This window comes from Mesorhizobium sp. M8A.F.Ca.ET.218.01.1.1 (assembly GCF_004791165.1).
Classification (GTDB): domain Bacteria; phylum Pseudomonadota; class Alphaproteobacteria; order Rhizobiales; family Rhizobiaceae; genus Mesorhizobium.
Genome location: NZ_SRUZ01000013.1, coordinates 1 through 22674, shown reverse-complemented (window position 1 = coordinate 22674; position 22674 = coordinate 1). Strand labels below are relative to the sequence as shown.

The following is a 22674-nucleotide window of genomic DNA, read 5'->3' as shown; positions in this document are numbered from 1 at the left end:
GGCCGCAACCGAAGCGCCGATCAGCCGAGCCGACCGAGGAAGCAACCGAGAGCCGGCAGCGAGAGCGCGTTTTCCTCGACAGCCGCGGTACCGCCCAGGACAGCCGCGACGGTTCCGATATCAGGCAGCAAGGGCCACGTCGCCGGCTCCCCGGCGAAATTGAAGACACAGAGCAGCCTCTCCCCGTCTCCTTCGCGGATGAAGGCGAGCATGTCTCCCTCGGCGTCGAGAAAACGGATCGAACCACCGACCAGTGCCGGGTGCTGTCTGCGCAAGGCAAGCGTGGAGCGGTAGACCGACAGCACCGATTGCTCCTCGCCGTTCTGCGCATCCGCCGCACGGGCGCGATGGCTTGCCGGCACAGGCAGCCATGGTTTTGTGGTGGAAAAGCCCGCATTGTCGGCCCCGACCTCCCAGGCCATCGGCGTGCGGCAGCCGTCCCTGCCCTTCACGCCCGGCCAGAAACGGATGCCGACGGGATCGCGCAAATCTTCATAGGCAAGCTCCGCTTCCTCAAGGCCGAGTTCTTCGCCCTGATAGAGGCAGATCGAGCCGCGCAGGCAGGCGAGCAGCATGATCGAGAATTTGGCCACCAGATCGGGATCGCCATCCGGCCGCGTCCAGCGGCTGACATGGCGCACGACGTCATGGTTGGAGAAGGCCCAGCAGACCCAGCCGTCGGCAACCGCATTCTCAAACTCCTCGACGCAACCACGCACATGCGCCGCCGAAAATTGCGAGCCGAGCAAATCGAACGTGTAGCTCATCTGAAGCTTGTCGCCGCCGGAGGTGTAGGCTGCGAGCGTCTGCAGCGAGCGGCCTTCATCGCCGATCTCGCCGACGGCGGCGCGGTCGCCAAATTCGTCGAGCAACGCGCGGAAACGCCTGAGGAACGCCAGGTTCTCCGGCTGCGTCTTGTCGAACAGATGCTCCTGATAGAGGTAGGTGTTGGTTTCCGTGTTGGTGCCGGCAACGCTCGAAGCCAAGGGCGGATTGCTGCGCAGCCAGCGGTCGTGGACATAGTAATTGACCGTGTCGAGCCGGAAGCCGTCGACACCGCGCTCCAGCCAGAACCGCACCGTGTCCAGCAACGCGTCCTGGACTTCCGGATTGTGGAAATTGAGATCCGGCTGCGAGGCGAGGAAATTGTGCATGTAATATTGGCGACGGGTCGCGTCCCACTCCCAGGATGGCCCCCCGAAGACCGACAGCCAATTGTTGGGCGCGCCGCCGTCGGGCCTGGCGTCGGCCCAGACGTACCAGTCGGCCTTGGCGGTGTCGCGGCTGGCGCGACTTTCGATGAACCATTCATGCTTGTCGGATGAATGCGACAGCACCTGGTCGATGATGATTTTCAGGCCGAGCCGATGCGCTTCGGCGACCAGCGCGTCGAAATCCGCCAACGTGCCGAACATCGGGTCGACGTCGCAGTAGTCCGATACGTCATAGCCCATGTCGGCCATGGGCGACTTGAAGAAGGGCGACAGCCAGACAGCGTCGACGCCGAGGGAGGCGATATGGGCGAGCCTTGCCGTAATACCTTTGAGATCGCCGCTGCCATCGCCGGTCGTGTCCTGGAAAGAGCGCGGATAGATCTGATAGATGACGCAGCCTCGCCACCACTCGGCTCCCTGCCTGGCATTGTCGTCGGCCATTACGAACCCTTCCCGGCGCCACCGTTTCCGGTCCGGCCCTCGATCATGAAATTGACGCTGCGGCCCGGCAGCGGGCGCAGGAGGTCGATCGCCTGTGTCTCGATTGCCGGGCGCCACTGGAAGCCATCGCGCGCCGGCAAGGTGAAGACGCATTGGCGGCGGTCACCATTGATCATGACGGCAAGCCTGCCATCCTCGCCGCCAAGCAGCATGATAAGGCGATGCCGGCTGGAGTCGTTCCAGTCGGTCTCTGCGAGCGGCTCACCCGTCTCGGTCAGCCAGGCGACGTCGGGAACGCCTGAAGCCTCGACCGGTTCTCCGGCCAGGAAACGTGTGTCCGACAGTGCCGGCACCGCCTGGCGAAGCGCTGCAAGCGCCGATGCGTAACGCTCCAGCGCCTGATCGCGGCCTGTCCAGTCAAGCCAGGTAATGGCGTTGTCCTGCGCATAGGCGTTGTTGTTGCCTTGCTGCGTTCTGCCGAATTCGTCGCCTGCCGTCAGCATGATGGTGCCGCGCGAGGCGAACAGCGTGGCGAGCAGTGCGCGTTGGTCGTCGAAGCGCGCCTTGATGATCGCTGCCTCGTTCGTGTCTCCCTCGACGCCATTGTTCCAGGACAGGTTGTCGTTATGGCCGTCGCGGTTCTGCTCGCCATTGTCGGCGTTGTGTTTGCGCTCGTAGGCGACGATGTCGGCCAGCGTCATGCCGTCATGGGCGGCGATGAAGTTCACGCTGCGGCTTGCCGGCTCCCCTGCCCTGTTGAACACGTCGGACGAACCGGCAAGGCGCGTGGCGAGAGTGCCGACCATGCCGGCATCGCCGCGCCAGAAGCGTCTGACATCGTCGCGGTAGCGATCGTTCCACTCGAGGAACGGTGGCCGAAAATTGCCCAGTTGATATCCGTTTGCCCCGATATCCCAAGGCTCGGCGATCAGCACGCGGTCGCAAAGTACCGGATCATCGGCAATGGCCCGGAGCAGTGGTGCTTCCGGATCGAACAGACCATCGACCCGGCCCAGCACCGGAGCCAGATCGAACCGGAAGCCGTCGACGCCAGCCCGGCGCACGAAATGACGGAGCGTGTCGAGCACCATTTCGCGCACCACCGGATGGTCGCAAGCGATGGTGTTGCCGGTGCCGGTGTCATTGACCAGCCCGCCATCCGGCCGATGCCGATAGTAGGCCTGGTTGTCGAGGCCGCGCAGCGAGAGCGTTGGCCCCAGCCTGTCGCTTTCGCCGGTATGGTTGAAGACGAGGTCGAGAATGGTGCCGATGCCAACCCGGCGCAGCGCTGCGACCGTGTCCTGTAATTCCGTCAGGCCGCCGGGTGCGAGGCGAGGGTCGAGCGCCATGAAGGTGACGGGATTGTAGCCCCAGGCGTTGCTCAAGCCCAGCGGCGGCAGATGCCGCTCGTCGATCGACGCCGTCACCGGCATCAATTCGACGGCGGAGACGCCGAGCCTTTGCAGATGCTCGATGATGGCCGGATGGGCAAGTGCGGCGATCGTACCACGCTGTTCTTGCGGCACATCCGGGTGGAGCTTGGTGAAGGCGCGGACATTCAGTTCGTAGATCAGGCCGCCCGGACGAAACAGCGGCGGCAGGATCGGTGGGGCCGCGGGCAAGGCCTTGGCCACGGTCTTGGGCATCAGCGACGCGGTGTCGGCACCCTCATTGCGCCGCGCGGCGAGCCGCCAGTGATAGGCATAGGGCCGGTCGATTTCGGCGGCATAAGGATCGGTCAGCAGCTTGTCGGGGTCGAACCACAGCCCACGCTCGGGTGCATAGTCGCCATCGGCACGAAAGCCGTAGCGGGTGCCGGCGGCGAGACCCGCGACGAACAGGGCGTAAAAACCCTCGCCTTCGGGCTGGAGTTCAAGCCGCTCGATTTCGTGGTCGCCGGTTTCATCGAAGATCGACACCCAGAGCCGCCGCGCCGACGACGACCAGGCGGCGAAGCGGATGCCTTCGCTGGTGATGGCGGCGCCGAGATTGTTCACGTGAGCGCCTTCCCTTCTCCCCTTGTGGGAGAAGGTGGATCGGCGCGCACCGCCGAGACGGATGAGGGGTGTTGGAAGGAATGAGGCATCGGTGTCCCGGGCGCCGGTTTGCGCCAAGCTGGAGCACCCCTCATCCGTCGCCTTCGGCGACACCTTCTCCCACAAGGGGAGAAGGGGGAGTCGCGCCTCCCCACCCTCAAGTAATCACGCTCGGTTTGTCGCGGCCGGTGTGGCTCTTGATCCCGGCAATGTCGTCGGCGGCGGCGACGAGATCGGCGAGCGCCTCCTGCGTGTCGAGATCGTGCCTCGACTTGTCCGGCTCGTAGCGCTCGATGTAGACGCGGAGGGTCGCGCCCGAGGTGCCGGTGCCGGAGAGGCGGAAGACGACGCGTGAGCCGCCTTCGAACAGCACCCTTATGCCCTGGTGCTCGCTGGTCGAGCCGTCGACCGGGTCGTGATAGGCAAAATCGTCGGCATTGGCGATCTTCAAGCCGCGCACGCTGGTGCCGGGCAGCGAGCCGAGCTTGGCCCTGAGTTCGTCGACCAGCGCATTGGCGCGGTCGCTCTCCACCTCTTCATAGTCATGCCGCGAATAGTAATTGCGCCCATAGGCCGCCCAGTGCTCGGTGACGATCTGCTGGCAGCTTTCGCCGCGCGCGGCGAGGATGTTGAGCCACAGGAGCACCGCCCACAGACCGTCCTTTTCGCGGACATGGTTGGAGCCGGTGCCGGCACTTTCCTCACCGCAGATCGTCGCCATGCCGGCGTCGAGCAGATTGCCGAAGAACTTCCAGCCGGTCGGCGTCTCGTAAATGCCGATGCCGAGCTTGTGAGCGACGCGGTCGGCGGCACCGCTGGTCGGCATCGAGCGGGCGATGCCCTTCAGCCCGTCCTTGTAGCCGGGCGCCAGGCGGGCATTGGCGGCAAGCATGGCGACCGAATCCGACGGGGTGACGAAAATGCCCTTGCCGATGATCAAATTGCGGTCGCCGTCGCCGTCGGAGGCGGCGCCGAAATCCGGCGCGTCCGGCCCCATCATCTCGTCATAGAGGTGCTTGGCATGGACAAGGTTGGGATCGGGGTGATGGCCGCCGAAATCGGGCAGCGGCTTGAAATTGCGGCAGGTGCCGTTCGGTGCGCCGAGCCGGTGTTCGAGGATTTCCTTGGCGTAGGGTCCGGTCACCGCGTGCATGGCGTCGAAGCGCATGCGAAAGCCCGACTTGAACAGTTTGCGCAACGCGTCGAAATCGAACAGGCTCTCCATCAGTTCGGCATAGTCGGTGACCGGATCGATGATCTCGACGGTCATGCCGCCGGCCTTGACGGTGCCGACCGTATCGATGTCGATTGGATCGATGTCGGCGATCTTGAAGCTCGAAATCGCCTTGGTCCTGGCAAAGATGGCGTCGGTCAGCTTTTCCGGCGCCGGGCCGCCATTGCCGGCATTGTACTTGATGCCAAAATCCTCATGCGGGCCGCCGGGATTATGGCTGGCCGACAGGATGATGCCGCCGAAGGTCTTGTATTTGCGGATGACATGCGAGGCCGCCGGCGTCGACAATATGCCGCCCTGCCCTACCATCACCTTGCCGAAGCCGTTGCCGGCGGCCATGGCAATGGCCTTCTGGATGACCTCGCGGTTGTAGAAGCGGCCATCGCCGCCGATGACCAGGGTCTTGCCGGCAAATCCGTCGAGCGCGTCGAAGATCGACTGGATGAAGTTCTCGGCATAGTGCTCCTGCTGGAACACTGGCACCTTCTTGCGCAGTCCCGACGTGCCGGGCTTCTGGTCGGAATAGGGCTTGGTGGGGACGGTGCGTATCATGCTTCAGGCAACCCTTTTCGAAAGCAGCAGGCGATAGAGTTCGACGTATTTTTCGGCGCTTCGATCCCACGACACATCGGTCTTCATGCCCTGGCGCTGGATGGTCTCGAAGGTTGCGGAACTGGCGTGGGCGTCGGCCAGGCGGCGGATGGCGTGCAGCAGCGCGCCGCCATTGTTGGGGGCAAACTGGAAGCCGGTCGCCACGCCGGCTGCAATCGCCGCTTCGTTGGCGTCGATGATGGTGTCGGCGAGGCCGCCGGTGCGCGCGACGACCGGCACGCAGCCATAGCGCAGGCCGTAAAGCTGCGTCAGCCCGCAAGGTTCGAAGCGCGAAGGGATGACGATGGCGTCGCAGCCGCCCTGCATGATGTGCGACAGCCCCTCGTCATAGCCGACGACCACACCGATGCGGCCACGGTGGCGTGCGGCGGCCGCCAGCAGCGCGCCTTCGAGGCCGGCGTCGCCCGAGCCGAGGATAGCCAGCCTGGCGCCTGTCGCAACGATGCCGTCGATCACCGTCGCCAATATGTCCATGCCCTTCTGCCAGGTCAGCCGGCTGACGACACAGACAATCGGGCTGCCGTCGCGGTCGAGACCGAAACGGTCCTCGACGGCCGCCCTGTTGGGCGCGCGGGCCTTCAACGTTTCGGCCGTATAGGTCGACACCAGATGTCTATCGGTTGCTGGATCCCAGATGGCGGTGTCGATGCCGTTGACGATGCCATGGAGATCGCTTGAACGCATGTTGATGAGACCATCGAGGCCCATGCCGAATTCCGGTGAACGGATCTCCTGCGCATAGGTCGGGCTCACCGTGGTGATTGCCCAGGCCGCCTGCAGACCCGCCTTGAGGAAGCCGACGCCGCCATAATATTCGACGCCGTCAAGCGCCATCGCCGCGGCCGGCAGACCGAGTTCGCCGAAGATGCCGGCGCCGAACTGACCCTGGAAGGCGAGATTGTGGACGGTCATCATTGATGGCGTGCCAACCGCCTTGCCGTAACGCATATAAGCCAGCGTCATCGCCGACTGCCAGTCATGGGCATGCACGATGTCAGGCAGGTAGCCCGAAATGGCGCCGCCGGCGATATCGGCGCCGGCCTGGCTCAGCGCCGCGAAGCGCCGCCAATTGTCCGGCCAATCCGCGCCCGAGGCGTTGCCATAGGGGCCGCCGGGGCGGTCGAACAGATGCGGCGCGTCGAGCACGAACAAATCGAGCCCGGCGACCTCGACGGCATGGATCGCGGCCTTGCCGCCTTGCAACAAGGGGTATTGGTAGACGGCCTTCTTTTTCTTGAAGGCGCCCATCACCACCGGAAAACCCGGAATGAGCGTGCGCATGGTCACGCCCTTGGCCGCGAGCGCGATCGGCAGCGCCCCGGTTACGTCGGCAAGCCCGCCGGTCTTGATCAGCGGGAAGATTTCGGGCGTGACCGACAGAACATGCATGCGCCTACAATCCGATCCGGCCTAAAGCTTCAGCTTGTCGATCATGTCCTGGGTGACCAGGCAGATGCCCTTTTCCGAAACCCGAAAACGCTTGGCGTCGAGCGCGGGATCCTCGCCGACCACCAGCCCTTCCGGTATCCTTACACCGTGGTCGATCACGACGCGCTTCAACTTTGCGTTCCGGCCGACATGAACGTCGGGCAGCATGACGACTTCTTCGAGTGCCGAATAGGAATTGATGCGCGCGCCGGTGAAGATCAGGCTCTTCTTCAGCGAAGCGCCCGAGACGATGCAATCGCCCGACACCAGTGACGACACGGCAGAACCGCGCCTGCCATCCTCGTCGTGGACGAATTTTGCCGGCGGCTTCAGCTCGGCATAAGTCCAGATCGGCCAGTCGCGGTCGTAGAGGTCGAGTTCCGGCGTCACGTCGGTCAAGTCGATGTTGGCTTCCCAATAGGCATCGACCGTGCCGACATCGCGCCAGTAGGCCTCGTTCTCGGCGGTCGAACGCACGCAGGACTTGGTGAAGCGGTGCGCGATCGCCTTACCGTGCGTGACGATATAGGGGATGATGTCCTTGCCGAAGTCGCGGCTGGAGCCCGGCTCGGCGGCATCGCGGCGCAGCTGTTCCATCAGGAACTTGGTCTTGAAGACGTAGATGCCCATCGAGGCCAAGGCGAATTCCGGGTTACCCGGAATGCCGGGCGGATCAACGGGCTTTTCGACGAAGGCGATGATGTTGTCCTTGGCATCGACATGCATGACGCCGAAGCCTGTCGCTTCCATGCGCGGCACTTCGAGGCAGCCGACCGTGACATCGGCGCCGGCATCGACATGCTGGCGCAGCATCAGCTCGTAATCCATCTTGTAGATGTGGTCGCCGGCCAGGATCACCATGTATTCCGGGCCATAAGCCTCGATGATGTCGATGTTCTGGTAGACGGCGTCAGCCGTGCCTTCATACCATTGCGTTTCCGACACGCGCTGGCTCGCCGGCAGGATGTCGAAGCTCTCGTTTCGTTCGGGCCGCAGGAAGTTCCAGCCGCGTTGCAGGTGGCGGATCAGCGAATGCGCCTTGTACTGGGTGGCGACGCCGAGGCGGCGGATGCCAGAGTTCAGTGCATTGGAGAGCGCGAAATCGATGATGCGCGTCTTGCCGCCGAAATAGACCGCCGGCTTGGCGCGCCGATCGGTCAGCTCCTTGAGGCGGCTGCCGCGTCCGCCGGCCAGCACATAGGCCATGGCGTCGCGGGCCAGCGGCTGGGTTCTTTTCAAGTCTGCCATTTATACCCTCCCAAGTTACTCGTCTTTATGCGTTGACCAGCCTTAACGAGTTCAGTCGTCGGCGAGTTCAAGCATGATCGTCGACAGCGGCGGCAGAAGCATCGTTGCCGAGATGCTCTTGCCCTCCGCCCTCGCCTCGACCACGCCGCCATTGCCCATGCCGGAGCCGCCATATTCGGAAGCATCGGTGTTGATGATCTCGCGCCACTTGCCGGCCTTCGGCAGAGGTACACGATAATTGTCGCGCGGCACCGGCGTGAAATTGGAGATGACGGCGACCGGATTGCCGCCAGGAGCGTTGCGCACCCAGGCGAAAACCGAATTCTGGCTGTCGTCGACGATCAGCCAGGAAAACCCTTCGGGCTCGCAGTCGCGGCCATGCAGGGCCGGACGTGAACGGTAGAGATAGTTGAGATCGCGCACCGTCTGCCAGACGCCGCGATGCGGCCGGAAATCGAGCAGGTTCCAATCAAGCGCGCGCGCCTCGCTCCATTCGCGGCGCTGCGCGAATTCCTGGCCCATGAACAGCAGCTTCTTGCCGGGATAACCCCACATGAAGCCGTAATAGGCACGCAAAGTCGCGAATTTCTGCCAGTCGTCACCGGCCATCTTGCCCAGCAGCGTGCCTTTGCCGTGCACGACCTCGTCATGCGAGAGCGGCAGCACGAAATTCTCCGAGAAGGCGTAGGTCAGACCGAAGGTCAGCTCGTTGTGATGGTGCTTGCGGAAAATCGGCTCCTTGGAAAAATACTCCAGCGTGTCGTGCATGAAGCCCATGTTCCACTTGAAGCCGAAGCCCAGCCCGCCTTCATGAACGGGCGCCGAGACCTTTGGCCATGAAGTCGATTCCTCGGCGATAGTCATGACACCGGGATGGTGCCCGTAGAGCTCCTTGTTCATCTTCTGCAGGAAGCTGACCGCCTCGAGGTTTTCGCGCCCACCCTTTTCGTTGGGAATCCATTCGCCCTGCTTGCGCGAATAGTCGAGGTAGAGCATCGAGGCCACCGCGTCGACGCGAAGACCGTCGACATGGTATTTTTCGGCCCAGAACAAGGCGTTGTTGACGAGGAACGACACCACCTCGCGGCGGCCGAAATTGTAGATCGCGGTGTTCCAGTCCGGGTGGAAGCCCTTGCGCGGGTCGGCATGCTCGTAGAGCGCGGTGCCGTCGAAATGGACCAGACCGTGCTCGTCGACAGGAAAATGCGCCGGCACCCAGTCTAGGATTACGCCGATGCCGGCACGATGGGCGCCATCGACAAAGCGAGCAAAGCCGTCCGGATCGCCGAAGCGGGCCGATGGCGCGTAGAGGCCGGTGGTCTGATAACCCCAGGACGGGTCATAGGGATGCTCGGAGATCGGCAGGAATTCGATGTGGGTGAACCCGGCCTCGACCACATAAGGGATCAGCCGGTCGGCCAGCTCATCCCAGGACAGGAAGGTGCCGTCGTCGCGAAGCTGCCAGGAACCGGCATGGACTTCGTAGATCGAGATGGCTTCGCGCCGGGGGTCGGCGTTGCGCCAGAAATTGCGATGCGCCTCGTCGCCCCATGGATGCGCCGGGGGCACCGCGGTCACCGAGGCCGTTGCCGGGCGCAGCTCCGACTTGAAGGCGAATGGATCGGCTTTCAGCGGCAATCTCACGCCGTCGGGACCTATGATTTCATATTTATAGGGCCGGCCGGCGCCGATATCGGGAATGAACAGCTCCCAGATGCCGGTGTCGCGACGGTCGCGCATCGTATGCCGGCGCCCGTCCCAGTCATTGAAATCGCCGACCACCGAGACGCGCCTGGCATTTGGGGCCCATACCGCGAAATGCACGCCGGTGGCGCCTTCGTGCTCAATGACATGGGCGCCGAGCTTGTCGAACAACCTGAGATGCGAGCCCTCGGCGATATAGTAATCGTCCATCGGTCCGAGCACCGGACCGAACGAATAGGGATCGGTCAGCCACCAGTCGCCGCCGGCATTGCGCGCGTGGTAGCGGAGCGGCTGGCGCTTCCTGATCGACAGCTTGCCCTCGAAGAAACCGGCTTCGTCGCGCCTGGTCAATTCGCCTGCCTCGATGCCGGTCAGCGTGTAGGCGGTGACGGACTGCGCATGCGGAACGAAGCAGCGCGCGAACAGGCTCTTGCCGGCCTCCTGAACACCGAGAACCGCAAAAGGATCACCGTGCGTACCGGCGACAATCGCCTCGACATCGCTGGCTGACGCCAGTCCGTCCGGCCCGCTTGTCGCAGCGGTCGCGCGCGGCTTCCTCATCAGGCGGTCGCCCTCCCCGGGCACCAAATGTTTGTTTTTGCGGCCATCGTTCGTGGCCTCATGCAATCATATCAGACGGGCACGTTCCAGATTTCTTTGGCGTATTGGCGGATCGTGCGATCGGAAGAGAACCAGCCGACGCGCGCGACGTTGCGGATGGCGCGGGCGTACCAGTCCGGGCTGTTGCGCCAGACGGCATCGACGTCGCGCTGGCAGGCGGCATAGGCGTCGAAATCCGCCGCGACCATGAACCAGTCGCTGTCGTAGAGGCCGTTGATCAGATCGCGGTAGCGATTGGGATCATCGGGGGAGAAGACGCCCGAAGAAACGGCCGCGACCGCCTGCGCCAGTTCGGGGGACGCCTCGATGACGCCGCGGGGATTGTAGCCATTGTTGCGCCGCTCGGCGACTTCTTCGGTGGTGAGGCCAAAGATGAAGATGTTGTCGTCGCTGACATGCTCCTTGATCTCGACATTGGCGCCGTCGAGCGTGCCGATGGTCAGTGCGCCGTTCAGCGCGAACTTCATGTTGCCGGTTCCCGACGCTTCCATGCCGGCGGTCGAGATCTGCTCCGAGAGATCGGCGGCCGGCATCAGCACCTCGGCCAGGCTGACATTGTAGTTCGGTACGAACACGACCTTGAGCAGGCCGCGCACCGAAGGGTCACTGTTGATCACCCTGGCGACGTCGTTGGCCAGTTTGATGATCAGCTTGGCGTTGTGGTAGCTGGGCGCGGCCTTGCCGCCGAAGAATTTCACGCGTGGCATCCAGTCGCGCTCGGGATGCGAGCGGATCTGGTCATAGAGCGCGATCGCTTCGAGGATGTTGAGGAGCTGACGCTTGTATTCGTGGATACGCTTGACCTGAATGTCGAAGAGCGCCGAAGGGTCGAGCTTGATGCCGAGGCGGTCGGCGACCAAGTTGGCTAGCCTCACCTTGTTCTGGCGCTTCACGGCGGCGAATTTTTCGCGGAAGGCGGTGTCGTCGGCGAGCGGATCGAGCCCCTTGATCGCCTCGATGTCATCCATGAAGCGATCGCCGATCGTCTCGCGGGCGAGCGCGGTAAGGCCCGGATTGCACTGGATGAGCCAGCGCCGCGGCGTGATGCCATTGGTCTTGTTGTTGATGCGGTCGGGATAGAGCCGGTGCAGGTCGGCGAACACCGTCTCCTTCATCAGTTCGGTATGCAGCGCCGACACGCCGTTGATCGAATGCGAACCGACAAAGGCCAGATTGCCCATGCGCACCCGGCGGTCGCCATTCTCCTGGATCAGCGAGATACGGCTGATCTGCTCATCGGAGAATTGATCAGTGGCGCGCGCCTCCAGCAGCACCTGCGCGTTGATGGCGTAGACGATCTGCATATGACGCGGCAAAAGCCGCTCGAACAGCGGCACCGGCCAGCTTTCCAGCGCCTCGGGCAGCAGCGTGTGGTTGGTGTAGCCGAAGGTACGCTTGGTGATATCCCAGGCGAGATCGAAATCCATGCCGTGGACGTCCATCAGAAGCCGCATCAACTCCGGCACGGCGATTGCCGGATGGGTGTCGTTGAGGTGGATCGCCGCCTTGTCGGGAAGCGACTTCAGGTCGCCATATTGGCTCAGATGCCGCTGGACGATGTCCTGCAGCGAGGCGGTGGAGAAGAAATATTCCTGCCTGAGCCTGAGTTCCTGTCCGGCCATGTGGGAATCGGCGGGATAGAGCACGCGCGACAGCGCATCGGCCTTGTTGCTTTCGGCCAGCGCCCCGATGTGGTCGCCGGCGTTGAACTTGTCGAGTAGGATCGGATCGATCGGCATGCCTGACCAAAGGCGCAACGTGTTGACGCGCTTGGCGCGCCAGCCGGCCACGGGCGTGTCATAGGCAACCGCCAGAACATGCTCCCTCGGTTTCCAGACATGGCGTTCGAGCCGGCCGTCCCTGGAGGTGATCGATTCGACCGAACCGCCGAAGCCGACTTCGAAGGAGCGCTCGCGCCGCTCGAACTCCCAGGGGTTGCCGTGGTCCAGCCAGGTCTCGGGCAGTTCGACCTGCCAACCGTCATGGATTTCCTGGCGGAACATGCCGTTGGCATAGCGGATGCCGTAGCCATGCGCGGGAATGTCGACGGTCGCCATGCTTTCCATGAAGCACGCGGCGAGCCGGCCAAGGCCGCCATTGCCAAGGGCAGCGTCCGGCTCGAGCGCGGCGATCAGGTCGAGATCGACGCCGAGCGAGGACAGCGCCTCACGCATGTTCTCCATCAGGCCGAGATTGGAAAAGGCGTCGCGCATCAGACGTCCGATCAGGAACTCGAGCGACAGGTAATAGACGCGCTTTTCCTGCTGGTCGTAGGCTTCCTTGGTCGCCTGCATCCAGTGGTCGACGACGCGGTCGCGCACGACCTTGATCGAGGCGGTCAGCCAGTCGTACTGGGTCGCGACGGTGGTGTCCTTGCCGACCCGGTATTTGAGCGACATCAAGACTTCTTCGGCGAGCGTCTTGGGATCGGGATTGTCGAGAGCGGGGGCTTCGATCGTCATGGCGGATGTCATATCGCCTCTCGTTCGGTTTGGCCTGATCATACCGGCTTTCACCGTTTCTCCCAGCCCATCCTAGTGCATTGCAGCATGTTTTCAATCGATTTAGAGAACACCCCCGCCTCCTTACCCAGCGGCAATCAGGCAGTTCAGGCCGCCAATGCCGTCTCCGGGGGTGCTTTTGCACCGGTCATGAAGGCAACGGCATCAGACATCGTATATTGCTTGGGGTCGATGACGCACAGGCGACGGCCAAGACGGTGGATGTGGATGCGGTCGGCCACTTCGAAGACGTGCGGCATGTTGTGCGAGATGAGCACGATCGGCAGGCCGCGCTTCTTCACGTCGAGGATCAGTTCGAGCACGCGGCGGCTCTCCTTGACGCCGAGCGCCGCCGTCGGCTCGTCCATGATGACCATCTTCGAGCCGAAGGCGGCGGCGCGGGCCACCGCCACGCCCTGGCGTTGGCCGCCCGACAGCGTCTCCACCGCCTGGCTGATGTTCTGGATGGTCATCAGGCCGAGTTCGGTAAGCTTGTCGCGGGCGCGCTTTTCCATTGCCGGACGGTCCAGCATGCGAAGCCACTGGCCGACGAAGCCGGGTTTGCGGATCTCGCGGCCGAGGAACATGTTGTCGGCGATCGACAGCGCCGGCGACAGCGCGAGGTTCTGGTAGACGGTTTCGATGCCGGCTTCGCGCGCTTCCATCGGCGACTTGAAGGAGACGGGTTTGCCTTCAAGCCGGATTTCGCCCTCGTCCGGCACGGCCGCGCCGGAAATCGCCTTGATGAGCGACGACTTGCCGGCGCCGTTGTCGCCGATGACGGCAAGGATTTCGCCGGGGTATAGGTCGAAATCGGCATTGTCGAGAGCGGTGACGCGGCCATAGCGCTTGACCAGGCCGCGCGCGGTGAGGATGGGTTCCTGGGTCATGCCGAAACCTTTCTGATCCATTGGTCGATGGCGACGGCGCCGATGATCAGCACGCCGGTGAGGAGCACTTTCCATTGCGGATCGGCGCCCAGCATGTTGAGGCCCATCGAGACGACGCCGACGATCATCGCGCCGAACAAGGTGCCGAGGATGGAGCCGCGACCGCCGAAGAGAGAAATACCACCGATCACCGTCGCGGTGATGGCCTGCAGATTGTAGTCGGTGACGGCGGCTGATGGCGAGATCGAGCCGTTGCGGCCGATGGAGACCCAGGCCGCGAAAGCGGCGATCAGCCCGGCAAGGGTGTAGACCGTCACCAGCACCTTCTTGGTCTGGATGCCAGACAGCTTCGCCGCCTCCTGGTCGTCGCCGACGGCGTAGACATGACGGCCCCATGCGGTGTGGTTGAGCACGTACCAAAGGACCATCACGAGCACGACCGTGGCAATGACACCGAGCGTCAGCACCGCCGTGCCGACCTTGAAGCTCAGGGCGAACAGATGCAGCAGCGGCGCTTGAGTGTCGACGTCGGTGTCGCGGATCGTCTCATTGGCCGAATAGATGAAGTTCGTGGCCATGACGATGTTCCAGGTGCCAAGCGTCACGATGAAGGGCGGCAACTTCATATAGGCGACCAGCAGTCCGTTCAGCAGCCCGCAAGCCGCACCGGCGGCAAGCCCGATCGCCACGGCGAGCACGCTCGGCATGCCGTAGCTGACCGCGCAATTGCCCATGATCACGGCAGAAATCACCATGATCACCCCGATCGACAGGTCAATGCCGGCGGTCAGGATGACCAGAGTCTGAGCGGCCCCGAGAATGCCGACGATGGCGATCTGCTGCAGGATCAGCGTCAGCGTGTAGGACGAGAAGAACCGCCCTCCGATCGCGATGCCGAAGATGATGATCGACAGAAGCAGCACGATCAGCGGCACCGCCGCCGGCGTTGAATGCAGAAAATGCTGGATGCGCTTGACGGCTGATTTGTGCTCGTCGAAAGCGGCCACGCTTGTGTCGCTGGCCGAGAGAACCTTCTCGAATTCCTGAGCTTGAGCCATGTTTCCTCCCCGTAGGGCTTCAGCCACGCGCTTACGCCGTCCACGCCTTCCGGTCTGTCGCCGGGATTGTTCGCGTTTACAGTGATGTATCGTCCACCCGATGCGGCCGGGGATCAAGTCCCCCCGGCCGATCGGTTCTGTTACCGGTCAGGCCAGCATCAGCCCCAGCACTTGGCGAGGCCTTCCTTGGTGTCGATGGACTTGACGCCCTTGGCCGGCTTGTCGGTGACGAGGTTGACGCCGGTGTCGAAGAAGTTCTTGCCCTCGGTCGGCTTCGGCTTGGTACCATCCTTGGCGAAAGCGGCGATCGCCTCGATGCCGAGCGCGGCCATCTGCAGCGGATATTGCTGCGAGGTGGCGCCGATGACGCCTTCGGTGACCGACTTCACGCCGGGGCAGCCGCCGTCGACCGAGACGATCAGCACCTGGCTTTCGAGGCCGACGGCCTTGAGCGCCTGGTAGGCACCGACCGCGGCCGGCTCGTTGATGGTGTGAATGACGGTGATGGTGTTGTCCTTCTGCAGAAGGTTTTCCATCGCCTTGCGGCCGCCCTCTTCATTGCCGTTCGTCACATCGTGGCCGACGATACGCGGATCGGTCTCATCGCCGATCTTGTTGGGATCCTTCACGTCGATGCCGTAGCCCATCATGAAGCCCTGATCGCGCAGAACGTCCACGGTCGGCTGCGAGGGGGTCAGGTCGAGGAAGCCGATCTTGGCGTCCTTGGCCTTGTCGCCCAGCGTCGCGGCGGCCCAGGCACCGATCAGCTTGCCGGCCTCCAGATTGTCGGTTGCGAAGGTCGCGTCGGCGGCGTCGATCGGATCGAGCGGCGTGTCGAGCGCAATCACCAGCAGGCCCGCATCGCGCGCCTTCTTCACCGTCGGCACGATGCCCTTGGTGTCGGACGCGGTGATCAAAATGCCCTTGGCGCCGTCGGCGATGCAGCTTTCGATCGCCGCCACCTGGCTCTCGCTGTCACCGTCGATCTTGCCCGCATAGGTCTTGAGATCGACGCCGAGTTCCTTGGCCTTGGCGGTAGCGCCCTCCTTCATCTTGACGAAGAACGGATTGGTGTCGGTCTTGGTGATCAGGCAGGCGCCGACGCCGGCGGCGGATGCGGACGAAGCGAACGCCATCAGACCCAGCGCGGCCGCCGCAAAAACGGTGGACTTCAACAATTTTGTATTGGTCACGATTTTCCTCCCAGTGGAACATTTTCGAATGCCGGCCAACCGGCACCCGCACGGCATCCAGGCGACTTCTCCCAGCGCGGATGCCAGATCAAAAAACACCAGACCAAGGCATCTGTCAATAATTAAATCACTCTTATTTATTATTGACAGCCTTGCGTCCTTCACTCATTCTGACCCAAAAGCATTGCCGGGGAAACGACGGGAGGAACAGGGTGGAGACCGCCACTGCGAGGCATGGTTCGCCCGAAGCGAATGAGAGCCTTATTCACCGCGGCACCAACCAGAGCGGCATGCGCGATCACAATGAGCGCCTGGTGCTTTCGCTGGTGCGTCAGCACGGCAGTCTGGCGAAGTCCGACATCGCCCGCATGACCGGACTTTCGGCGCAGACAGTCTCGGTCATCATGCGCGAACTGGAGGAAGAAAGCCTGCTCGTCCGTCAGGCGCCGTTGCGCGGCAAGATCGGCCAGCCCTCGATCCCCATGGCGCTCAACCCCGAAGGCGCCTTCTTCATCGGCCTCAAGATCGGCCGCCGCAGCGCCGAACTCGTGCTGATCGATTTCCTCGGCAACGTGCGCGCAATGCTGCAGCACTCCTACCGCTACCCTGCCCCACGCGAAACGGTCGAGTTCGTCACGTCAGGCATGAAGACGATGCGCGGCGCGCTGACACCGGCGCAGGACAAACGCATTGCCGGACTCGGCATCGCCATGCCGTTCGAGCTGTGGAACTGGGCCGACACCGCCGGCGCGCCGCGCGAGGTCATGGACGAATGGCGCCATCGCGATATCAGGACCGACATCCAGACGCAGTGCGATTTTCCGGTCTATCTGCAGAACGACGCCACCTCGGCCTGCGGCGCCGAACTGGTCTTCGGCCAGACGGGCGCGGCGCGGGACTTCGTCTATTTCTACATCGGCGCCTTTGCCGGTGGCGGCATTGTGCTCAACGGCCGGCTGTTCGGCGGACCGACCGGCAATGCCGGCGCGCTCGGCTCCATGCCCGTGCCCGGGCCGGGTGGAAAACCGACCCAGCTGATCGACGTGGCCTCGATCGCCATGCTCGAAAAAACACTCAATGCGCGTGGCGTCGAGGCCTCGTATCTGTGGACCTCACCCGAGGATTGGGGGGAGATCGGCGCCGAACTCGACGAGTGGATCGCCAGCGCCTCGCAGGCACTCGCTTACGCCATCGTCGCAGCGTCCTCGGTCATCGATTTCGAGGCCGCGGTGATCGACGGGTGGATGCCGAAGGCCGTGCGCAAGAAGCTGGTCGAGGCGGTCGTGACGGCAATCGGCGCCATCGACGGCGAAGGGCTGAAACTTCCGGCGGTCCGCGAGGGAAGCGTGGGCATCCATGCACGGGCGCTCGGCGGCGCCAGCTTGCCGCTTTCCGAACGCTTCCTGATCGGTTCGACGACGATCGCCAGGAGCGCCTGAATGCTGATCGGGATTCCGGCGCTGCTTGGTCCGGAGCTTCTGGCAACGTTGCGCGCCATGGGGCATGGTGACGAGATTGCCCTGGTCGACGGGAACTATCCGGCGCTGGAGCAGGCAAGACGCCTCATCCGGACCGACGGCCATGCCCTCATTCCCGTACTCGACGCGATACTGACGCTGCTTCCGGTCGACGACGCGGTTCCGGAGGCGCTGTTTCGAGCCTCGGTGAAAGGCGATCCGTCGCTTGCCGACCCTGTCCATCGTGAAATGGAGGCGATCTGCGCCAAACGTGCACCAGGCCGCAAGGTGGTTGCGCTGGCCGGCGCCGACTTCTATGCACGGGTCAAATCGGCGCATGCCATCGTCGCGACGAGCGAGCCGCGGCTTTACGCCAACATCATCATCCGCAAGGGCGTGATCTATCCGCCGGAGACCAGGAAGCCATGATCCTCTGCTGTGGCGAAGCCCTCATCGACATGCTGCCGCGCACCACCACGCAGGGTGAGCCGGCCTTCGCTCCCTATGTCGGCGGCGCTGTTTTCAACACGGCGATCGCACTCGGCCGGCTCGGCGCGCCGGCCGGCTTCTTCTCCGGCCTGTCGTCGGACCTGTTTGGCGGGCAATTCAGGGAGGCGCTCGGAGCGAGCAAGGTCAGTTCGACCTACGCGCACACATCGCCCCGGCCGACGACACTGGCCTTCGTGCGGCTGAACAACGGCCAGGCGACCTACACCTTCTATGACGAGAACACGGCCGGGCGCATGCTGACCATCGAGGACCTGCCGCAACTCGGCGGCGAGATCGAGGCGATGCTGTTCGGCGCCATCAGCCTGATCTCGGAGCCGGCTGGCTCGGCCTATGAGGAATTCATGCGGCGCGAGCACGAGGCCCGCGTGATGATGCTCGATCCCAACATCCGGCCGAACTTCATCCCCGACAAGGCCAAGCACCTCAGGCGCATCCGGGAGATGATGGCGATGGCCGACATCGTCAAACTTTCGGACGAAGACCTCAACTGGTTCGGTGAAGCCGGTTCGCACGAGGATGTCGTGCGCAATTGGCTCGACCGCGGCCCGAAACTGATCGTCGTCACGCATGGCAGCGAAGGCGCCGTTGGCTATAGCAAGCAGCACCGTGTCACCGTCATGCCGGAGACAGTGAAGGTGGTGGACACCGTCGGCGCCGGAGACACGTTCAATGCCGGCATCCTTGCCTCCCTGCATGAGCAAGGCCTGCTGACGAAGGCGGCGATTTCCAGCCTGTCGCAAGACGCTATCGGCAAAGCATTGGCGCTCGGCGCCAAGGCGGCGGCGGTGACGGTATCACGGGCCGGCGCCAATTCCCCATGGCGGCACGAGATCGGCTGATCGGCCCTCCAGCGCGATCACTTTATGTTTCCATGCGCCGGAAAACCGCGATAGACATGGCCTGAATTGCGCCGCCAAGGCCGGATTCCCGGCTTTTTAGGCCAATGCGCCGGCAAAACACGGTAACGGGCTGCGACACTTGCGCCATATGCCCGGCCCGCAGCCGGCTTTTTCAGCCGCGCCAAGTCTGGTACCAGCGGGCCGGTTAGTGGCAGGTATTGAGGCCGACATGCAGTTCATCGATCTTGGCGCGCAGCGCGAACGAATCCGCGACCGGCTGAAAGCCGCGGTCGACCACGTCGTCGAAGATGGCCGCTACATCCTAGGCCCCCAGGTCGCCGAATTCGAGAAGAAGCTCGCCGCCTATGTCGGCGTCAAGCATGTGGTTGCCTGCGCCAACGGCACCGACGCATTGCTTTTGCCGCTGTTCGCCGCCGGCATCGGCCCAGGTGACGCGGTGTTCGTGCCGAGCTTTACCTTCGCCGCCACGGCGGAAGTGGTGGCGCTGGCCAAGGCCGAGCCGGTTTTCGTCGATGTCGATCCGAAGACCTACAACATCGACATCGCCAGCCTCGAGGCGGCGATCGCGGCCATCAAGAAGGAAGGCCGACTGAAGCCGAAGGCGATCATCCCCGTCGACCTGTTCGGTCTTGCCGCCGACTATGAGGCGATCATGGCCATCGCCAATCGCGAAGGCCTATTGGTGATCGAGGATGCCGCCCAGTCCATGGGTGGCTCGCTCGAAGGCAGGATGTGCGGCGGGTTCGGCCATGTCGGCTCGACCAGCTTCTATCCGGCCAAGCCGCTCGGCTGCTATGGCGACGGCGGCGCGATGTTCACCAATGACGACGCTCTGGCCGACGCGCTGCGTTCCTTCGCCTTCCACGGCAAGGGCGAGACGCAGTACGACAACGTCCGCGTCGGCATCAATTCACGGCTCGATACGCTTCAGGCGGCGATCCTGATCGAGAAGCTCGCCATCCTCGAGGAAGAAATGGTGGCGCGGCAAGTGGTCGCCCAGCGTTACGCGGAAGGCCTCGGCGACATCGTCACCGCCGCCCGCAACCTGGATGGCAGCCGCTCGGCGTGGGCGCAATACGCGATCGAGACGCCGAAACGCGATGGCCTTAAGGGGCATCTGAGCGAAAAGGGCATCCCGTCCGTCATCTACTATGTCAAGCCGCTGCATGAGCAGATCGCCTATCGCGACTACCCGCGCACGCCGACCGGTCTCGCGGTTTCGGAGGACCTGCCGAAACGCATCCTGTGCCTGCCGATGCACCCCTATCTCAGCGAGGCTGACCAGAACCGGATCATCGAAACGATCCGCAACTATATCGGCTCGAACTCGGCGCAGGCCGCGGCCGAATAAGGCGCCGGATACCAGAGGCGACACCTCGCCGGCATAGGCGGTCGTGCGCTTCGCGCCGCTATTTTGAGAAGGTCGCCGCGCGTCTTGTGATCCGGTCATCCGTTCCCGGCCGGGCCACGGAACGGCACTGCAATATGCAGATGCCCGCTGTGAAGACCAAAGTGCCCAGCACCCATGACAACCAGATCCGATGGTCGACCGACAGTTCGACAACAGCTATGATCAGATAGCTGCTGGCTATGAAATGGCAGGGGCCGCTCAAACGGCCGATCATTCTTATGATCGTGCCCAGGAGCACCCCGTACACAATGATGCCCAGCGCTCCCAACTCGTACCACAAATCGAATACGATATTGTGCGCGCTCGGAAGATCCGCCTGCGCGTAATATGTGGGATTCACCACGACCCCGACCGCGTTTCTCATCGTATTGGCGCCATGGCCGAGAACCGGCTGCTCCGCAATGTGGGGCGAGATCATCTGCCAAAGATCAAGCCGCGCGGCGAACGTTCCCGGATAGAAAGCCAGCCAGCCCGTTGTTTTGAGGTAGGCAAACAGCGGCGAGACGACGAAAGGGGCAATCAGGGCAAGAGACAAATAGGCGGCGAAGAATCCGACCAAGGCGTGCTGGCGGTATTTGGCGGGCATGACAAACATCGCCGCCACGAAGACAATCGCCAGATTGACGCCGGTCGATTGGCCGTAGAGCAATGTCAGCACGGCAAAGAGAGCCGCAAGCCCCTTCCAGACCAGCCTCGGCTGCGCAAGAAATATGACGGCAAAAAAAGCTCCGTAGACCGTGATCTTGTGGAGGGTGAAAACATTTTCCACAAATCTTGGATCTTCGGTCAAAAACGCAAAATACAGTTCCCAACCCATCACCGACACCAGGCCAATCAACATGCCGAATAACGAGACCCGTGCCAGCCGGTCGCGTTGAGCGTCCGGAAGCGCCAGAATGCACTCAAACAGCAAGATGGCGGCGACCGAGTAGCCAAACACGTCCTTCGCCGCCATGAGAGAGCGGCTCGCGTCGATCGACCACAGGGCGCTCGACAGGACAAAGCCGGACAAGAGAGCCAGAGTGACGGCCAGGCCTATCGTTGCCCTGCCAAAGCGTGCCCCCTTGGTAAAAAGTGTAAGAGCACCCATGAGTGCCGCGACAAATGCCAGGGCAGTGGGAGACATTTCGACGAAGACGAAAAGGGCGGGAGAGAGGGCGTAGAGGCCCAGCAACATCCTGAGGCCTAGTTCATCGCGACTGCTGGTCCATACCGGAAATCCGCCCAAAGTGACGGCATGGCATTTCTGAAAAAAGGACATTCAACTACCGACTCAGGGAACGTCCATACAGGATAGGCCATCTACGGGAGGTTTCCACCTCAACGTTCGATGCGCCTTCCGGTTGCAGCGCTGCCGCTGGCAATGAAATGCGGATTGGCAAAGTCCTCGTCATCGGCCTGGTTGCGCTTGCCATAGGCCAAGGGCTTGCCGTCCAGCGTGCGCGTCGTGCCGCCGGCGGCGCGCAGCACCGCGTCACCCGCCGCGGTGTCCCATTCCATGGTGCGACCGAAGCGCGGATAGACATCCGCCTCGCCATTGGCGAGGAGGCAGAATTTCAGCGACGAACCGACCGAGACGATCTCGGCGGCGCCAAGGTCGCGAATATAGGCTTCGGTTTCCGGCGTGTTGTGCGAGCGGCTGGCGACCACTGCCAGCGGCGACGCGGCCGTTCTCACCGAAATTGGCCGACGGGCGATAATCTGGTAATCGCCGTCGATGTCGAGGACTTCCGCCCTGCCCGGCAGACCGGAAAAGAAGCGGCCACCGCAAGGGGCGAAGACGACGCCAACTTCCGGCACGCCATGGCGGACAAGCGCGATATTGACGGTGAAGTCGGTGCGCCGGTTGACGAATTCCTTGGTGCCGTCAAGCGGATCAACAAGGAAGAAAGCCTCGCCAAGTTCGCCCGGCATGACACCGGCAGCCGCTTCTTCCTCGGCCACGCAGGGAATGTCGGGGAATTCCGTACGCAGGCCGGCAAGAATGATCTTCTCGCTCTCGCGGTCCGCCTCGGTCACTGGCGAGGAGTCCGATTTGCGGTCGACCGCGCAGCCGGCATGGAACACGCGCATGACCTCGCGCCCGGCCGCCAGCGCCAGCCGCTCGAAGATTTCGAGCATCGGCCTGTCGTCAGATGCCGCCGCCATTGTCATATTGCTCTTCGGCAATGTCACGCTCGTCCAGCCAGTGTTCCAGGGTATCTACCATCTCTTCGGCCGACTTGCCGAGCGTCTTGAGATGGATCTCCGGTTTCT

Annotated in this window: 16 protein-coding genes; 4 read left to right on the top strand and 12 right to left on the bottom strand. The window is 63.1% G+C overall.

What is annotated here, in order from left to right; translation table 11 throughout:
• Positions 1-20: 20 nt before the first annotated feature.
• From EN861_RS32350 to EN861_RS32305, 10 genes are all read right to left on the bottom strand, one after another.
• On the bottom strand, positions 21-1655 hold the full coding sequence (locus EN861_RS32350) for an alpha-glucosidase family protein (RefSeq protein ID WP_135867592.1): 1635 nt from the start codon (positions 1653-1655) through the stop codon (positions 21-23).
• Positions 1655-3652 carry a glycogen debranching protein GlgX gene (gene glgX / locus EN861_RS32345; RefSeq protein ID WP_135867591.1) on the bottom strand — a complete coding sequence of 666 codons (1998 nt, stop codon included), beginning with the start codon at positions 3650-3652 and terminating at the stop codon, positions 1655-1657. Before glgX ends, EN861_RS32350 begins: the two co-directional genes overlap by 1 nt.
• A 196-nt stretch (positions 3653-3848) precedes the next feature.
• Positions 3849-5477, bottom strand: coding sequence for an alpha-D-glucose phosphate-specific phosphoglucomutase (locus EN861_RS32340; RefSeq protein ID WP_135867590.1), 1629 nt, complete (start codon positions 5475-5477; stop codon positions 3849-3851).
• 3 nt (positions 5478-5480) lie between these two features.
• Positions 5481-6926 (bottom strand): glycogen synthase GlgA, encoded by a 1446-nt coding sequence (glgA, locus tag EN861_RS32335; RefSeq protein ID WP_127276090.1) that lies wholly within the window; start codon positions 6924-6926, stop codon positions 5481-5483.
• A gap of 21 nt (positions 6927-6947) precedes the next feature.
• On the bottom strand, positions 6948-8213 hold the full coding sequence (glgC, locus tag EN861_RS32330) for a glucose-1-phosphate adenylyltransferase (RefSeq protein ID WP_127276091.1): 1266 nt from the start codon (positions 8211-8213) through the stop codon (positions 6948-6950).
• Positions 8214-8264: 51 nt separating this feature from the next.
• Positions 8265-10478: a 1,4-alpha-glucan branching protein GlgB gene (gene glgB, locus EN861_RS32325; protein WP_127276092.1), complete on the bottom strand. Its 2214-nt coding sequence runs from the start codon at positions 10476-10478 to the stop codon at positions 8265-8267.
• Positions 10479-10549: 71 nt separating this feature from the next.
• A complete protein-coding gene (locus EN861_RS32320; RefSeq protein ID WP_135867589.1) occupies positions 10550-13012 on the bottom strand; it encodes a glycogen/starch/alpha-glucan phosphorylase in 2463 nt (820 codons plus the stop codon).
• A gap of 134 nt (positions 13013-13146) precedes the next feature.
• Positions 13147-13929, bottom strand: a complete 783-nt coding sequence (locus EN861_RS32315; protein ID WP_127276094.1) for an ATP-binding cassette domain-containing protein — start codon at positions 13927-13929, stop codon at positions 13147-13149.
• Positions 13926-14987: an ABC transporter permease gene (locus EN861_RS32310; protein WP_127276095.1), complete on the bottom strand. Its 1062-nt coding sequence runs from the start codon at positions 14985-14987 to the stop codon at positions 13926-13928. The genes EN861_RS32315 and EN861_RS32310 overlap by 4 nt, the downstream gene beginning before the upstream one ends.
• Positions 14988-15145: 158 nt before the next feature.
• Positions 15146-16162: a sugar ABC transporter substrate-binding protein gene (locus EN861_RS32305; RefSeq protein ID WP_167531230.1), complete on the bottom strand. Its 1017-nt coding sequence runs from the start codon at positions 16160-16162 to the stop codon at positions 15146-15148.
• Between the two features lie 230 nt (positions 16163-16392).
• On the opposite strand from EN861_RS32305, the gene EN861_RS32300 reads away from it, so the two are divergent.
• The 4 genes from EN861_RS32300 (at position 16393) to EN861_RS32285 (ending at position 20358) form a co-directional block, all read left to right on the top strand.
• Positions 16393-17619, top strand: a complete 1227-nt coding sequence (locus tag EN861_RS32300; protein WP_127276097.1) for an ROK family transcriptional regulator — start codon at positions 16393-16395, stop codon at positions 17617-17619.
• The gene (locus EN861_RS32295; protein WP_127276098.1) at positions 17620-18066 is read left to right on the top strand and encodes an RbsD/FucU domain-containing protein; all 447 of its coding nucleotides are present in this window, start codon (positions 17620-17622) and stop codon (positions 18064-18066) included.
• Positions 18063-18986, top strand: coding sequence for a carbohydrate kinase (locus EN861_RS32290; RefSeq protein WP_127871303.1), 924 nt, complete (start codon positions 18063-18065; stop codon positions 18984-18986). Before EN861_RS32295 ends, EN861_RS32290 begins: the two co-directional genes overlap by 4 nt.
• 229 nt (positions 18987-19215) lie before the next feature.
• A complete protein-coding gene (locus EN861_RS32285; protein ID WP_127281072.1) occupies positions 19216-20358 on the top strand; it encodes a DegT/DnrJ/EryC1/StrS aminotransferase family protein in 1143 nt (380 codons plus the stop codon).
• A gap of 58 nt (positions 20359-20416) precedes the next feature.
• Here EN861_RS32285 and EN861_RS32280 read toward each other — a convergent pair whose 3' ends face one another.
• Positions 20417-21679, bottom strand: a complete 1263-nt coding sequence (locus EN861_RS32280; RefSeq protein WP_127871302.1) for an O-antigen ligase family protein — start codon at positions 21677-21679, stop codon at positions 20417-20419.
• Positions 21680-21738: 59 nt separating this feature from the next.
• Positions 21739-22539, bottom strand: coding sequence for a 3'(2'),5'-bisphosphate nucleotidase CysQ (cysQ, locus tag EN861_RS32275; protein ID WP_167531229.1), 801 nt, complete (start codon positions 22537-22539; stop codon positions 21739-21741).
• Between the last annotated feature and the right edge of the window lie 135 nt (positions 22540-22674).